15 protein-coding genes are annotated in these 15,072 nt (G+C 67.8%); 9 read left to right on the forward strand and 6 right to left on the reverse strand.

The window, feature by feature from the left end; genetic code table 11:
* Positions 1-16: 16 nt before the first annotated feature.
* The gene (locus tag AC1U2B_RS16755; RefSeq protein ID WP_480217610.1) at positions 17-766 is read left to right on the forward strand and encodes a hypothetical protein; all 750 of its coding nucleotides are present in this window, start codon (positions 17-19) and stop codon (positions 764-766) included.
* Here the strand turns inward: AC1U2B_RS16755 and AC1U2B_RS16760 are convergent.
* The 3 genes from AC1U2B_RS16760 to AC1U2B_RS16770 are packed head-to-tail and all read right to left on the reverse strand — an operon-like array spanning position 729 to position 4,141.
* Entirely contained in the window at positions 729-2,243 is a 1,515-nt protein-coding gene (locus tag AC1U2B_RS16760) for a zinc ribbon domain-containing protein (RefSeq protein WP_480217611.1), read from the reverse strand. The two genes, AC1U2B_RS16755 and AC1U2B_RS16760, sit on opposite strands and share 38 nt — an antisense overlap.
* Positions 2,240-3,808 (reverse strand): S53 family peptidase, encoded by a 1,569-nt coding sequence (locus AC1U2B_RS16765; protein WP_480217612.1) that lies wholly within the window; start codon positions 3,806-3,808, stop codon positions 2,240-2,242. The genes AC1U2B_RS16760 and AC1U2B_RS16765 overlap by 4 nt, the downstream gene beginning before the upstream one ends.
* Before the next feature lie 45 nt (positions 3,809-3,853).
* Positions 3,854-4,141 carry a hypothetical protein gene (locus AC1U2B_RS16770; RefSeq protein ID WP_418004787.1) on the reverse strand — a complete coding sequence of 96 codons (288 nt, stop codon included), beginning with the start codon at positions 4,139-4,141 and terminating at the stop codon, positions 3,854-3,856.
* Positions 4,142-4,493: 352 nt separating this feature from the next.
* On the opposite strand from AC1U2B_RS16770, the gene AC1U2B_RS16775 reads away from it, so the two are divergent.
* Positions 4,494-5,117 carry an LGFP repeat-containing protein gene (locus AC1U2B_RS16775; RefSeq protein ID WP_480217761.1) on the forward strand — a complete coding sequence of 208 codons (624 nt, stop codon included), beginning with the start codon at positions 4,494-4,496 and terminating at the stop codon, positions 5,115-5,117.
* On the opposite strand, the gene AC1U2B_RS16780 is transcribed toward AC1U2B_RS16775, so the two are convergent.
* A complete protein-coding gene (locus AC1U2B_RS16780) occupies positions 5,118-5,567 on the reverse strand; it encodes an SRPBCC family protein (RefSeq protein ID WP_480217613.1) in 450 nt (149 codons plus the stop codon).
* Positions 5,568-5,582: 15 nt separating this feature from the next.
* Entirely contained in the window at positions 5,583-6,596 is a 1,014-nt protein-coding gene (locus AC1U2B_RS16785; RefSeq protein WP_043401193.1) for a VWA domain-containing protein, read from the reverse strand.
* A 160-nt stretch (positions 6,597-6,756) separates the two neighbouring features.
* On the opposite strand from AC1U2B_RS16785, the gene AC1U2B_RS16790 reads away from it, so the two are divergent.
* Genes AC1U2B_RS16790 through AC1U2B_RS16820 form a run of 7 tightly spaced genes read left to right on the forward strand, consistent with a single transcriptional unit; the run spans position 6,757 to position 13,685 of the window.
* Positions 6,757-9,591, forward strand: a complete 2,835-nt coding sequence (locus tag AC1U2B_RS16790) for a Na+/H+ antiporter subunit A (RefSeq protein ID WP_480217614.1) — start codon at positions 6,757-6,759, stop codon at positions 9,589-9,591.
* Complete coding sequence (locus AC1U2B_RS16795) at positions 9,588-10,058, forward strand: Na(+)/H(+) antiporter subunit C (RefSeq protein ID WP_043401188.1); 471 nt, start codon at positions 9,588-9,590, stop codon at positions 10,056-10,058. Before AC1U2B_RS16790 ends, AC1U2B_RS16795 begins: the two co-directional genes overlap by 4 nt.
* Entirely contained in the window at positions 10,055-11,644 is a 1,590-nt protein-coding gene (locus AC1U2B_RS16800; RefSeq protein ID WP_480217615.1) for a Na+/H+ antiporter subunit D, read from the forward strand. Before AC1U2B_RS16795 ends, AC1U2B_RS16800 begins: the two co-directional genes overlap by 4 nt.
* Entirely contained in the window at positions 11,641-12,171 is a 531-nt protein-coding gene (locus tag AC1U2B_RS16805; protein ID WP_133760971.1) for a Na+/H+ antiporter subunit E, read from the forward strand. The genes AC1U2B_RS16800 and AC1U2B_RS16805 overlap by 4 nt, the downstream gene beginning before the upstream one ends.
* Positions 12,168-12,455 carry a monovalent cation/H+ antiporter complex subunit F gene (locus tag AC1U2B_RS16810; protein WP_480217616.1) on the forward strand — a complete coding sequence of 96 codons (288 nt, stop codon included), beginning with the start codon at positions 12,168-12,170 and terminating at the stop codon, positions 12,453-12,455. The genes AC1U2B_RS16805 and AC1U2B_RS16810 overlap by 4 nt, the downstream gene beginning before the upstream one ends.
* Entirely contained in the window at positions 12,452-12,787 is a 336-nt protein-coding gene (gene mnhG / locus AC1U2B_RS16815; RefSeq protein ID WP_480217617.1) for a monovalent cation/H(+) antiporter subunit G, read from the forward strand. Before AC1U2B_RS16810 ends, mnhG begins: the two co-directional genes overlap by 4 nt.
* Complete coding sequence (locus AC1U2B_RS16820; RefSeq protein WP_480217618.1) at positions 12,774-13,685, forward strand: class I SAM-dependent methyltransferase; 912 nt, start codon at positions 12,774-12,776, stop codon at positions 13,683-13,685. Before mnhG ends, AC1U2B_RS16820 begins: the two co-directional genes overlap by 14 nt.
* On the opposite strand, the gene AC1U2B_RS16825 is transcribed toward AC1U2B_RS16820, so the two are convergent.
* Entirely contained in the window at positions 13,678-15,012 is a 1,335-nt protein-coding gene (locus tag AC1U2B_RS16825) for a hypothetical protein (protein ID WP_480217619.1), read from the reverse strand. The two genes, AC1U2B_RS16820 and AC1U2B_RS16825, sit on opposite strands and share 8 nt — an antisense overlap.
* Positions 15,013-15,072: the final 60 nt, after the last annotated feature.

A 15,072-nucleotide genomic window follows, 5' to 3' on the forward strand; every position in this document is an offset into this window, starting at 1 on the left:
CATTGAAAGACCGCCGATGAACCAGCCCATCCCCCACAACCACGTCGCGATCATCGGCACCGGCGTCGGCGCCCTCGCGGCGGCCGTCCGGCTGCACCAGTCCGGCATCGACGACGTCGCGCTGATCGAACACACCGACGACGAAGTGACGGCATTGCACTGGCAGGCGAATCGGCAGCGGTGGCACATCACGACCGCCGCCGGCGAGCGGACGGCGGCCCACGTCGTCGTCGATTCCGACGCTCCGGCCAAGCCCGAGATCCGGACCGCGCGACGAATCATGCCCCGTCACTTCCGTGCGATCTCCAGCCTGTCGGACAAGTACTTTCCCCTCGACAACCAGGAGACCGGCTCCGAATACCGCCAATTGCCGCTGACCGACCGGCTGTTCGGTACCAAGGGCGTCTCGATGGCCGAAAGTTGGAACGGTGAGCCTGTCGCCTATCTGGGAACGTCCGTCCATGGTTTCCCGAACTGCTACTTGATGCACGGCCCGAACATCGGCGTGCGACACAACTCCATGGAGCAGATGCTGGAGTCCCAGGCGAACTACATCGCCGCATCGGTGACCTACGCCCGCGACTTCGGCTTCGCCGCCGTCGAGCCGACACCAGCCGCGCAGCAGAACTACACCGATATCCGACAAAGCAGCACGGCCGACTTCCGCCGTCGCACAAGCCGTTTCATCCCGATCGATCACCTGGTCCAGCGCCCGGTGCGGGATATGGTCAGCGCGGCGGTTCGTCCCGCCACTGAAAGCTGTTGACATACTTGCCCATATCCGCGGCCAGCTCCAGGCTGGCACCCGTCGGCGGGCCGGACCCGGGGCCGAATTCCTGGAACGGCCCCGCTGCGGCGGCGACGAGCGCCAGATCGTCTTTCACGGCCACCATGACCAGGATGCGGGTCCGTGAGGCGACCACGTTCTGGCCGTCCGGCCAGTCGTCGGCGGCAACGCCGTATCCGGGCTGGTAGCCCACCAAGGCGTTGGGCAGCTCGTAGGCCACCCGTGAATCCGGGAATGCGTCCGTGAGCAGTGTCGTCGTGATGTCCTTGGCGTCGCGTCCGCGTGCCGGTTCACCCCAGAGCCGCATGACCCCGCCACTGCCCCCGGTGTATTGGGCCGTCACACCGTTGTCGTTCATGGTCACCGAGTACGCCGTACCCGGTGCCGGATAGGAGACGCTGAAGGCGCCGTCGGGTGCGGTGAATCTGGGGTTGGTGACCACGGGCTTACCCATCAGCGGGTGACCACAGTTCGGCGGACACTGGTAGCGAGCGACCGGTTTCGTTGTGGCAGCGGCTGTCCCGACCAATCCGAGGGCCACCACGATGATCACTGTGGTCCAGGTAGCCACCAGCCGTCGCGTGGTCATCGTGCTTGTTCTCGGCGCCGCGTCGTCGGTGCCTTCGTGCCGCGACGTCAACTGCAGGACCAGCCGCAGCAGCAGCAACCCCAGCAGGGTGAACCCGACGTGCCAGGCCATCTTCGCCCACTGCGAGATACCTGCTGAGTCCTCGTCACCGAGCCACACGTGTGCCAGCACCGGAATGATCGCGATCAGCAGCACGCGCAACCAGACCCGCCGGCCGCGGGGCCGGAACCACAGTGCGGCGCCGAGCATTCCGGCTGCGGCGGCTGCCGTGATGGGGATGGTGATGCCACGAATCGCGGCCTCGATGAAGAAGTCCGCCAACGGCTGGTCATGGTCGACCAGCCCGGAATCCAGCTGGGCGAACATCCGGACCATGGTCGTCGCGGCCGTCACGCCCAGCGCGCCGGTGGCGCCGATCACATAGCCGTACAATGACTTTCGATCGCCTGAGTTGAACAGCCGGATGAGCAGGGTGGGCGCGATCACCACCAGGGCCTCCACCGCCGAGAGCCCGGCCTCCACCGTGCGCAGATGCACTGCGGCAACGCCACTCTCGAGCGGGACGCCGTATGCGCGCGCAACCACCGCGCCGGACCCGAAGGCGAACGCGACGCCGAATCCGATACCCAGACCCGCGCTGACGAACACCCGAGCCCGCGCCGGTCCGCGGTAATCGAGCTGCCGGACGTAGAGCGCGAACAGCAGCGGAATCCCCACGGCCACAGTGGAGATGAACAATCCGAGGAGACGCAACGCCGACGCGCCGACCAACGCGACGAAGAAGACGGCCAGCCCGATCTGGAACGACCGGTGGGTGCGCGCCGGAAGCTGCGGAAAGAGCGAACTCACCAACCCGATGCGGCTCATCCGGACGTCCCCTGAGCTACCAGCAGGCTGCGCGCCAGCCTGTCGACATCGGGTGTGCCCAGACCGGTGACGGAGTCGAAGCCGGGACCGGCCATCGCCACCGCGTTGCCGCCGACAGTGACGTCGTGCAGCGCCGACAGCCGACCGGCCCGCTGCACCCGATACAGCAGCTGATTCAGATCGCCGAGCAGTCGTCCGCCATGGTCGAGCAGGTACTGGTCGATCACGGCAGCCATCCCGGCCCAGACCGGCGCAGACATCGAGGTGCCGCCGGCGAGCACTGTTTCGCCGCCGAACACCATGCGGGCGCCGGTGAAGAAGTCCGCGACCGCGGCGACGTCGGGGATGAGCCGCTTGTTGCGTCCGCGTTCCGACGGGACACCCCGCTGCCACGCCGGACGGTCGAACAGGGCGGACGTCCCGCCGCCACTCCCATGGGTCAGCGGCACGTCGAACCAGGCCAGCTCACCGAGCCACTGGCCGTGTTCGTCAGTGGACAGTGTGGTGCCGCCGACGGCCGTCATCTCGGGCACCGAGGCCACCGAATCCAATCCGATGTCGTCGATGCTCGGCGGTGCCGACCAGTCCTGCCCGCCTTTGCATTCCAGCCCGGCCAGGTCGCCACTCGCGTCGAAGGCGGTCGTGCCGCTGCGGTGTGCCCGCGACAGCGCCGAGCGCACCGGCGCCAGATCGGCTGCGGTCAGCATCTTGTCGCAGCCCCAGCCGATCGACAGGCTCCACTCGGCGCCGGGGAACCGCCGGTCGGCGTCGGCCATCATCTCGCCGATCTTGCGGTAGGCGCCGTCGCCGGACACGGTCGGCCGGGCATTGACGTAGACGGTCTGGGCATCGGGGGCGATGGCGTGGGCCATCTGGAGATCCATCGTCGTCTCGCCGGTGCGCTCGGACGGCATGTCCCCCACCACGATGGGCGTGAAGCGCGGCAGCTGATTCAGCTCGGCGAACTTGTCGAGATCAGATTGATCGAAGCCATCGAAACCGAAGATGACGATGGTGCGGCCCTTGCCGGTGTACCCCTGGTCGGTCAGCGGCATGACGTTGTAGGCCCGGCGCAGATCCTGCGCGGTCAGTCCGCCGGCGGGAACGTCGCGGGACACGATCAGCGGCCGCGACTCCCGGAACGGCGTGAAGCCGAGAAGCCTGCCGAATCCGGTGAGCTCGGCGGCCAACGACGGCGGCAACTCCGGTTGGCTGGTCGCCGCATAGAAGGTCTGCCCGCGGCGCCCGCGGTAGTCGCGGACGTCGACGCCCAGCGCTCCGGCCATGGCGCGCGCCGTGCCTTCGACGGTGGCCCAGTTGTCGCCAGGGCGCCACTGCACCGAAAGCCCTGCGTCCCTTGCCCATTCGATCAGCCCGTCGGGCCGGGTGGCATGCGTCAGCGCAGCGGTGAGTTCGACGTGCGCTGCCGCCGACGGCCCCAGATCGACCGAGGCCGTCAGCAGATGCGCCAGTGGGCCCGACAGCGCCAGCTGTCCACCGTGCTCAGCAGGTGAGCCGGCGGACGCCAGCACCGTCAGCCCGGCTGCTACCAGTACTGCGCCCATGCGCCGTATGGCGCATCGGCGACCTACTGGGATGGGGCTCCCGTTCTAGTGCGGAGCGGTGACGACGTTGCCCGGCAACGCGGTCTGCGGTCCCGGAGCCTTGACTGTCGGGGAGAACGAGTTGCCACCCTTGGTGGGCCCGCCCTTCTCGCTCGGCGTCACCGGCGACGACGAGGCCGGTGCCGACGTCGTCGTGGTGGTGGTCGTGGTCGTGGTGGTCGGCTCTTCCTTCGCCTTCTCGCCACAGGAGGCGAGCAGGCCCATCGCGAGTCCGGCGGTCACGGCGATACCGGCCACCATCTTCTTGCGGGTCGAGTTACGAACGGTGGTCATACCGGTTCTCCTTTTGTCCATTCCGTTCGCCCCGACAGCCTTAGCTACGAAGAAACGGGCATCGCGATCGTAATCCCGATTCGCTTCTTACAGCATACCGAAAGGTGAGTTCCACAACTGGGATATCTAGCCCAGCAATGGGACATGATGCTTCGCTGGCAAACACCCGCCGGGCATCGGCGGCACCCGCCGGCGCGACTCCTGAGGCTGGTGCGACGGGAGATGACGAGGTTCGAAAAACGTTCAGCAGAAGTAGTACATGACGTACCAGTAGCCCATACGGTCAGAACCGTTCGGGACTTCGCTCCGGTGAAGTCGTTTTGGTATCGAATACAAGGGGAAGTTTGACGTGATCAACGAGTTGCTCTTTCGTCGTACCGCTGCCGCCATCGGCATTGCAGCCGTAACCGGTGCTGCTGTCGTCGCCTGCTCACAGGCCAAAGAAATCGGATCCACCGCCTCGTCGGCCGCCAGTTCTGGCGCCAGCGCCGCATCGTCTATCGCGAGTTCGGGAGCCAGCGCGGCATCGTCTGCCGCCAGCTCCGCATCGAGTGCCGTCTCGTCGGCGATCGCCGGCTCGCCCACGACGGTCAACGTGCCGGGCGTCGGAGACGTGAAACTGGACGGCCCAATCGCCGACGCGTACACCAAGGCCGGCGGCGAAACCGCCCTCGGCCTGCCGACCGCTCAGCCACAGAAGGTGGGCGACGGAACGGTGCAGGCGTTCGCCAAGGGCACCATCTTCGACTCCCCCGCGACCGGCGCGCACCTGGTGCAGGGCGAGATCCTGCGGGAGTACACCGAAAAGGGCGGCGCCGGCGGCGAATTGGGCTTCCCCACCACCGACGAAGCCCAGACCGCGGGCGGTCCTGACGCGCCCAAGGGCGGCTGGATCAGCGAGTTCCAGAAGGGCACCATCACCTGGCTGAACCAGGGCGACGGCACCTTCAAGGGCACCATCACTCCCAAGCAGTAGTCACCGCTCTTCAACGATCCCGGCGAGCCGGGCCAGCGACGCCTGCAGCCAGTCGGCCGACGTCCGCCTGGCCCGGTTCAGCCGCTTCTCGTCGGTCAACGCGGTCCAGTCGTAGGTATGGGTGACGCGGGTGTGCCCGTCGTCGATGGGCTCGAGCTCCCAGCGCCACAGGTGCCCCGGCTGCGGGAGTCCGGGTTCGGACGGCTTCCACGCGATGCGCCGCCCCTCGACGAATTCCACGACGTGGTTCTCCCGGTTGGCGCCGAGGGTCAGACCCATGACGAACACATCGCCCACCGCGTGGACGCGTTGGCCGGCGGGCGCCTCCGCCAGGTTGTCGTTGCCGTCCCAGCGCGGCTGCTGGGCGGGATCGGCGATCAGTTCGAATATCCGCGCCGCTGGGGCGGCGATGTCACGACTTGCGCTGACGACTCGAATTTCGTTGTCCACAAGTCATATTCAACCCTAAGTCGGCAACCGCCGATTGATGAACAGCGCGGAGATCACCGCGCAGGTCAGGGCGAAGACACCCAGCCGCAGCCACGCCGTCCCACCGGGCCCGCGGATGATCTCGTAGCCGATCTGCTGCTGGATGGCGTCGTAGCTCTTGTTCAGGTCCTCGATCTTCGCCGCGGTGTACATCTGCCCGCCGGACAGCTCGGCGACCCGCTTCATCGTGGTGTCGTTGACCGGAACGTTGACGCTCTGGTCGTCGACCTTGATCTTGCCGCCCTTGGTCCCGAACGCGATCGTCGAGATCGGGGTGTCCGACTCCTTCGAGGTCCGCGCCGCGGTGTACGCGCCGTGCGGGCTGTCCGGGTTGCCCGGCCGGTTCTCCGCGCCGTCGGACAGCAACACGATGCGTTTCGGCGGTTTGTCGGTGTTACCGCTGCCACCGAGCACGTCGGCCAGCGTCGAGATCGCACGCAGGGCCGCGAAGATGCCGTCGCCGGTAGCGGTGCCGTCGTCCACGGACAGGTGATCGAGGGCAGTGATGGTCGCCTGGTGGTCCGGTGTCGGCGACACCAGCAGGTTGGTGTTGCCGGAGAAGGTGACCAGCCCCAGGTTCACGCCGGGGGTCAGTTTCTTCGCGAACTGCTTGGCGGCATCCTTGGCCGCGGCCAACCGCGTCGGCGAGACGTCGTCCGCGGTCATGGATCGTGAGACATCCATCACCAGCATGATCACCGCACGGTTGCGCGGAGTCTTGATCTCGTGGGTGGGGGCCGCCAGCGCGACGGTCAGGGACAGCAGCGCAGCCACCGAGAACACCATCGGCACGTGCCGCCAGCGCGTCGGCTGCAGCGGCACCACATCGGTGCGCGGCTGGTCTCCGGCATAACTGCGGAGTCGGCTCGCACGGTTGCGCTGTGCCGCCAGATAGACCGCCACCAACGCGATGGGCAGCAGTGCGGTCAGGAGCAACCAAGGGTGGGCGAAGCCCGACAACGACACCGATCCGATTCCCGGAAGACTCATCGGCGCCCCGTCGCGTTCGTCACCATAAGTGAAAAGTGTAGGAGTCGGTGCAGTGTGCACCCGGTAGCGGGCCTGTGGCCTGCGAGAACCGCCAGACCACGGCACTGGTGGGCGCCCCGTAAGCTGGCCGCGGACCGTCCCCGACACCTGCCGGAGGCCCATGCTCACCGTTCTGTACGTGCACGCTATCGCCACTGTGCTCGCTCCGCTGTTGGTACGGCGCTGGGGACGGCAGGCGTTCTATCCCCTTGCCCTGGCGCCCGCCGGCTCGCTGGTCTGGCTGACCCTGAACTGGCCCGGCACCGGCGAGCAGACACTGCACATCGACTGGGTGCCGCAGCTGTACATGGACATCACGCTGCGCCTGGATTCGCTGGCGGCGATCATGTCCGTGCTGGTGCTGGGCGTCGGCACCCTCGTGCTGCTGTACTGCGCCGAGTACTTCCACCACGCCGACGGGCACACCGAGAATCGGTTGCCCAGCTTCGCCGCCGAGCTCGTCGCATTCTCCGGCGCCATGTTCGGACTGGTGTGCAGCGACAACACGCTGCTGCTGTACCTGTTCTGGGAGCTGACGACCGTGCTGTCGTTCCTGCTCGTCGGTCACTACGCCGAACGCGCCACCAGCCGGCGCGCCGCGACCCAGGCGCTGCTGGTCACCACGGCCGGCGGTCTGGCCATGCTGACCGGCATCATCATGCTGGGCACGCTCGCCGGCACCTACCGGCTGTCCGACCTCGTCGCCAACGCGCCGACCGGTACCACCTCGTCGGTGGCCGTCGTGCTGGTGCTGATCGGTGCGCTGTCCAAGTCGGCCATCGTGCCGATGCATTTCTGGCTGCCGGGCGCCATGGCGGCACCGACGCCCGTCAGCGCCTACCTGCACGCCGCGGCCATGGTGAAAGCCGGCGTGTATCTGATCGCCCGCATGACGCCCGGTTTCGCCGATCACCAGCCGTGGCGGCCGACGGTCGTGGCACTGGGGCTGGCGACGCTGCTGCTGGCCGGTTGGCGCGCCGTCCGCGAGTACGACCTCAAACTGATCCTGGCGTTCGGCACGGTCAGTCAGCTCGGCTTGATCACGGTGATGGTCGGGGCCGGCGGCGGAGATCTGATGCTGGCCGGGCTGGCCATGCTGTGCGCGCACGCCATGTTCAAGGCCGCGTTGTTCATGGTGGTCGGCATCATCGACCACGCCACCGGCACCCGCGACATCCGGAAACTGGCCTGGCTCGGCCGGCGCAGCCCCGTGCTGCTCGGCATCGCCGTCGCCGCTGCCGCCAGCATGGCCGGGCTGCCGCCGTTCCTCGGTTTCGTCGCGAAGGAAGCCGACTTCGAAACCCTGTGGCACAGCCCGACGTTGGGCGCGTCGGCTCCGTTCGTGCTGGCCTCCGTGGCGTTCGGCTCGGTGTTCACCATGATCTACAGCCTGCGGTTCCTGCACGGGGCATTCGCCCGAAAAGGCTTGCCGAATCCGACGATTCGCGTCGCGGAGATGCACCGCCCCAGCATCGGTTTCCTGCTGCCGCCGGGCATCCTGGCGGTCGCCGGCCTCGGGTTCGGGCTGCTGCCGAACGCGCTGGACCACGCCATCGCCGATTACACCGCGACCATGCCGGGCGGGTCCGGGTATCACCTGGCGCTGTGGCACGGCGTCAACTTCCCGCTGGTGTTGTCCGCCGCGATCGTCGCCACCGGCGCGGCGGCATTCGGCCTGCGGCACCACCTCGAACGAATCCGGGTGCCCTATCTACCGCTCGGCAACGCCGACCGGATCTACGACGCGGCGATCCGGGGCGCGGACCGGTTCGCCGTGCGGCTGACGGCATTCACCCAGCGTGGCTCGATTCCGACGACTCAGGCCATGATCCTGTCCACCCTCGCCGTGCTGCCCATCGCGGTGCTGCTCCTGGGTGAGCGCGACCACCCCGAGCTGCGGTGGTGGAACTCGCCGATCCAGGTGGTCGTCGGCCTCATCGTGCTGGCGGCGGCGATCAGTGCGACGGTGATGCGCAACCGGCTGGCGGCGGTGCTGGTGGTCGGTGTCACCGGCTACGGCTGCGGCACGCTCTACATCTTCTACGGGGCGCCCGACCTGGCACTCACCCAATTCCTGGTCGAGACACTGACTTTGGTGGTCTTCCTGCTGGTGCTGCGCACCCTGCCCGCCGAATCCGACGCCACCCACATGAAGCGGCACCGGCTCCCCCGCGCACTGCTGGCCACGGCGGTCGGCTCGTCGGTCACCGCGCTGGCGGTCTACGCCATGGCCGCACGCAACACCCGGCCGCTGGCCGAACTGCTGCCCGACGCGGCCTACTACCGCGGGCACGGTGCCAACACCGTCAACGTGCTGCTGGTGGACATCCGGGCCTGGGACACCCTCGGCGAAATCTCGGTGCTGCTGGTCGCCGCGACCGGCGTGGCGTCAATGGTGTTCCGGCACAGGCGTTTCGGATCGGCGCCCCGGGTCCCCAAAGACCATCCGTCGACGCCCGACACCACCTGGCTGCGCGGCAGCGACCTGCGCGATCCACGGCACCGTTCCCTGGTCCTCGAGGTCGCGACACGCATGATCTTCCCGCTGATCATGGTGCTGTCGGTGTACTTCTTCTTCGCCGGGCACAACACGCCCGGCGGCGGTTTCGCCGGTGGCCTGACGGCCGGCCTGGCGTTGGTGCTGCGGTACCTGGCCGGGGGCCGCTACGAATTGGGCGAGACGCTGCCGCTGGACGCAGGCAAGGTGCTGGGCGCCGGCCTGACCCTGTCCGCCGGCACCGCCACGGCCTCGCTGCTGCTGGGTGCGCCCGTCCTGTCCAGCGCGGTGGTGAAATTCACGCTGCCCCTGCTGGGTTCGGTGAAGGTGGTGACGGCGCTGTTCTTCGACCTCGGCGTGTACCTCATCGTCGTCGGCCTGGTGCTGGACATCCTGCGCAGCCTGGGCGCCAAAGTCGACGAAGAGTTGTACGCACCACGTGAGGTGGCCACCCGATGACGACCTATCTCGTTCCCCTGGTGCTCATCGGCGGCCTCACCGGCACCGGTGTGTACCTGCTGCTGGAGCGCAACCTGACCCGAATGCTGTTGGGCCTGTTGCTGATCGGCAACGCCGTGAACCTGCTGATCCTGGTGATGGGTGGCGAGTCCGGCAATCCGCCGGTGCGCGGCCGCACCAGTCATGGCCAGACCGGGACCGCCGATCCACTGGCGCAGGGCATGGTCCTGACCTCCATCGTCATCACCATGGGCGTCGCCGCGTTCGTGCTGGCGCTGATCTACCGGGCCTACCGCCTGACCACCGTCGAAGAGGTGGGCAACGACCCCGAGGACAGCCGCCTGGTGGAGCTGTCGTCCACCGACGCCCCGGCGGTCGAGGAAGACCGGGGCGAGCCGGCCGTCGTCACCGACACCGACGCACCCGCCGAACTCGACGCGCTGCCAACCGAATCGGAGCCGGCGTGACGACGGGCGCGGTGCTGGCGCCGCTTCCTGTTCTCATCCCGATCCTCGGCGCCGCCGCGACGTTGTTCGCGGGACGCCGTCCCCGGTTGCAGCAGATCATCGCGCTCGTGGCACTCACCGCGATGACGGCGGTCTGCGCGGCTCTGGTCTACGTCGTCGACCACAGCGGCACCGTCGCGGTCCACGTCGGCGGCTGGGGTCAGACCGAACCCGGGATGGGACCGCTCGGGATTGTCCTGGTCGTGGACCGGCTTTCGGCCCTGATGCTGGTGGTGTCCGCGATCGTGCTGCTGGCGGTGGTCTGGTACGCCATCGGGCAGGGTATCCGCGACGGCGGCGACGAGCAGCCGGTGTCGATCTTCCTGCCGACCTACCTGGTGCTGTCGGCGGGCGTGTGTATCGCCTTCCTCGCCGGCGACCTGTTCAACCTGTTCGTCGGCTTCGAGGTCCTGCTGGCCGCGAGCTTCGTACTGCTGACCGTCGGCGCCAGTGAGGAGCGGGTGCGCGCCGGTATCGGCTACGTCATGGTGTCCATGGTGTCGTCGGTGATCTTCCTGATCGGCATCGCGCTGATCTACGCGGCCACCGGCACCCTCAACCTGGCAGAGTTGGCGAACCGGTTGGACGGCATCACACCGGGCACCCGGGCGGCGCTGTTCGCGGTGCTGCTGGTGGCGTTCGGCATCAAGGCGGCAGTGTTCCCGCTGTCGGCGTGGCTGCCCGACTCCTACCCCACCGCCCCGGCGCCGGTCACCGCGGTGTTCGCCGGCCTGCTCACCAAAGTCGGTGTGTACGCGATCATTCGGGCCCATACCCTGCTGTTCCCGGGCGGCGCACTGGACAACGTATTGATGGTCGCGGCGCTGCTGACCATGTTGATCGGCATCTTCGGCGCCATGGCCCAGAGCGACATCAAGCGGCTACTGTCCTTCACCCTGGTCAGCCACATCGGCTACCTGGTGTTCGGCATCGCCGTGTCCAACCGGGTCGGCATGGCCGGCGCCATCTACTACGTCGCGCACCACATCGTCGTGCAGACCACGCTGTTCCTGGTGGTGGGACTGATCGAGCGGCAGGCCGGCGCGTCGACGCTGCAGCGCCTCGGCGGACTGGCGGCGGCCAGCCCGCTGCTGGCGTTCGTGTTCATCATCCCCGCGCTGAATCTCGGTGGTATCCCGCCGTTCTCGGGATTCATCGGCAAGGTGGCGTTGCTGCAGGCCGGCGCGACGAGCGCGTCGGTGCTGGCCTGGGCGCTGGTCGCCGGGTCCGTCATCACCAGCCTGCTGACGCTGTACGTGATGGCGCGGGTGTGGACGCTCGCGTTCTGGCGCGCCCGCGCCGACGCACCCGAAAGCCTGGTGACGGGGGCGCCGGCCGGACTGTTGGTGCCGACGGCGGACGTGGCCGTCGACGATCGGGCGGACGTCGGCCGGATGCCTGTCGGGATGCTGGCTCCGACCGCGGTCCTGATCGTGGTGGGGCTGGCCCTCACGGTGTTCGCCGGGCCCATCTTCGGGTTCGCCGAACGCGCGGCCGACCAGGTCGCCGACCGCGGCCAGTACGTCTCGGTGGTGTTGACGCCATGAGGCAGTGGTTACCGCGCGCCGGCATCCTGGTCTGGCTGATGGCCGTGTGGATTCTGTTGTGGGGCAACGTCTCCGTCGCCAACATCCTCGGCGGCCTCGCCGTAGGCCTACTGATCACCGTGCTGTTGCCGTTGCCGCAGGTTCCGGTGGCCGGCCGGCTGCATCCGCTGTCGCTGGCGTGGCTGGCCCTCAAGGTCGCCTACTACCTGGTGCTGTCGTCGGTCCAGGTGGCCTGGCTGGCGATCAGGCCCGGTCCGCCTCCGCTGACCGCGGTGCTGCGAGCCCGGCTCGAGCTCAAGTCGGACTTGGTGCTGGCGCTCGCGGTCAACGTCATCAACCTCATCCCCGGCTCGATCGTGCTGGAGATCGATCAGGCCCGCCGGTTCATCTACGTTCACGTCCTCGACGTCGGGTCCGAACGTGCGGTACAGCAGTTCTACCGCCAGATCGCCGAAGTGGAGCGGTTGATGATCGCCTCATTCGAACGTGAATCCCATTGGCAGCCAGTGGAAGCGGACCCCGCATGAACACCATTTGGATCATCGCCGCGGTCATGCTCGTCACCGCCGCGGCCATCACCGTGTTCCGGCTGCTGGCCGGTCCCGGCACCCTGGACCGGCTGGTCGCGCTGGACACGTTCGTCGCCGTCACCATGTGTGGCATCGGCACCTGGGCGGCCTACAGCCTCGACACCACGGCGACCTACAGCTTGACGGCGCTGGCCCTGATCACCTTCGTCGGCTCGGTCAGCGTGGCCCGGTTCCGCGTCCGCGATACCGATATCGACACTGAAGCCGAGCCGCCACGATGAATCTCTTCGACGTTGTCTCAGGCACTTTGGTGCTCTGCGGTTCGGCACTGGCGCTGACCGCCGCGATCGGCGTGGTGCGCTTCCCGGACACCTTGACGCGGATGCATGCCGCCTCCAAACCTCAGGTGCTGGGACTGCTGCTGGTGCTGACCGGCGCCGGGCTGCGGCTGCGCGGGCACGCCGACGTGGGCATGCTGATCCTGGCCGGTTTGTTCACCCTGATCACCGCGCCGGTAGTGGCCAACCGGGTCGGCCAACTGGCCTACCGTGAGCAGAGTTTCCGCGACGACCTGCTGATCCGCGACGAATTGGAAGACCATGGCGCGAACTGACGACGACTCCTGGGACATCACCGAGAGCGTGGGCGCCACCGCCCTGGGCGTGGCGGCGGCCCGCGCCGCCGAATCCGGTTCGGAGCGCCCGTTGTTCGACGATCCCTGTGCCCGGATCTTCGTCGATGCCGCGATCGCGCGGGGCTGGTCGTCACCGTTCACCGCGGCCGACCCAGGTCCGGCGCAGGCCGGCCGCATGCGCATGCTGATGGCGTACGTGCCGTCCCGCACCAAGTGGTTCGACGAGTACTTCGCCTCGGCCGGCGCCGATGGCATCCGGCAAGTGGTCATCCTGGCCGCCGGATTGGATGCGCGCGCCTGGCGGCTCCCGTGGCCGGACGGCACCGTGGTTTTCGAGATCGACCAGCCGAAGGTGTTGGCGTTCAAGGAGGAAACCCTGGCTGCCCATGGGGTCGAGCCGGCCGCCCGGCATGTCGGCGTACCGATCGACCTGCGCCAGGACTGGCCGGAAGCATTGCGGCAGAGCGGTTTCGACCCCACTCGGCCGACGGCCTGGCTCGCCGAAGGGCTACTGCCCTACCTGCCCGCCGAAGCCCAGGACCTGCTGTTCGACCGCCTCCATGAGCTCAGTGCACCCGGCAGCCGGGTCGCGGTCGAAGGGTTCGGCCCCGAGTACTTCAGCGCGGCCAAGCAGCGCATCCGGGAGGAGCGGATGGACGCGGTCCGCGCCGAAGCGGCCCGCAGCGGCAAGCCGATCTTCGACGTCAGCGACCTGTTCTACATCGAACCGCGCGAAGACATCGCCGAGTGGCTGACCCGCCACGGCTGGCAGACCAGGTTCGAGACCTCCGCCGAGGTCACCGCCCGCTACAAGCCCGAGGTCGCCGGCGAGGTGCCGGACGTGGGCAGCGAGTTCGTCGACGCCAAGCTCAATTGAACTTGAGCTTCACCTGCTCGCCGCTGACGTCGGCAGTGGTTCCGGTGACGTACGAGGTCACCGTGCCACTGGTGGTTCCGCCGCGGCGGCCCTGACCGCTGACCTGGTAGTGCACCTCACCACTGATCCGGACCTCCATCCGGTATTCGTCCAGATCACCGAGTTTGACGGCGCTCATGTCGGGTTGACTCCACGTCACGGTGCCGTCGACCAGCTCGCGGTCGCTGATCTTCACCGGGCACGGTGACGGCGGGACCAGCGAGCGCGACGACGAGCAGCTGCCGTACGCCGCGTCGAGCAGCTTGGTGATGGTCTTGGTGCCGGAGTCGTTGAGCGCGAACTTCGGCTGCAGGTAGGAGCTCGACGAATATCCTCCGATGGCGTCGAGCAGCAACGGCTTGGTGTTGGTGACCGACACGTACGGGCTGGTGCTGCCGAGCTCCAGGAAGCCCGGGAACACGTAGATCGCGGATTCGTCGCTGATCTCCTTGCCGAACACCGTCATCGTCTTTTCCGCTGCGTTGTTGGAGCTGCTCAACGTTGACAGATCGAGCTTGATGGCGGCATGGGCCAGCTGCCACTTGCCGCCTTCCTTCTTCACGTTGATCGTGGCGTCGGAATTCTTGTCACCGAACTTGGCCGCCACGTGGACATCGCCGCGCCCGATGGATTCCATGGTCTTGTCTTCGTTCAGGATGCGGATCTCGCTGATCGGCCATTCGGCGATCTGCTTCTTCAGCACGTCGCTGGAGAGGAACTCCTTCGAGGCCGGCTGGTCGCTGCTGAAAGACAGCGCGGCCTCGGCGTTACCGTTCGACAGCGCTTCCAGGTAGCCCTTGACCACTTCGCTGGCCGAGCTCGATTCGCCGCTGCCACCCGAGCCGAACGAGTCGTAGACGTAGTAGATGCCGCCACCCACGACGACGAGCACCACCACGATGGCCGCGATGATCAGCGGCACCTTGTTCTTCTTGGGCGGGGTGGCGAACGGCTGGGCGCCGTAGCCACCGGGCGCTGCGGGCGCACCCGGCCATCCTTGTCCGGCTCCCGGCGCCGCCGGCGGGGTCCCCCACCCCTGCGGCGCGGCACCTGGCGCGCTCGGCGCCTGGCCCCAGCCGCCGGTCTGCGGCGCGGCCGGCTGGCCCCATGCCGGTGTCTGCGGATGACTGGCCGGAGGCTGGCTCAACGGCGGCGGCGTCTGACCCGGCCACCCCGGCGCGGCCGGTGGCTTGGTCTGGTGAATCGCCGTCTCTTCTTCGTCGGACGACCTACCGGCGCCCCCACCTGGGTTGGGACCGTTGTAACCGCTCCCCTGCCAACCCGTCATTAGCCCTCCCCGTAACGCATGAACTGTGTCCAGGATAGGGGGTGTGGCACCACCCTGGCT

It is taken from the genome of Mycolicibacterium sp. P4_G11 (assembly GCF_056555145.1).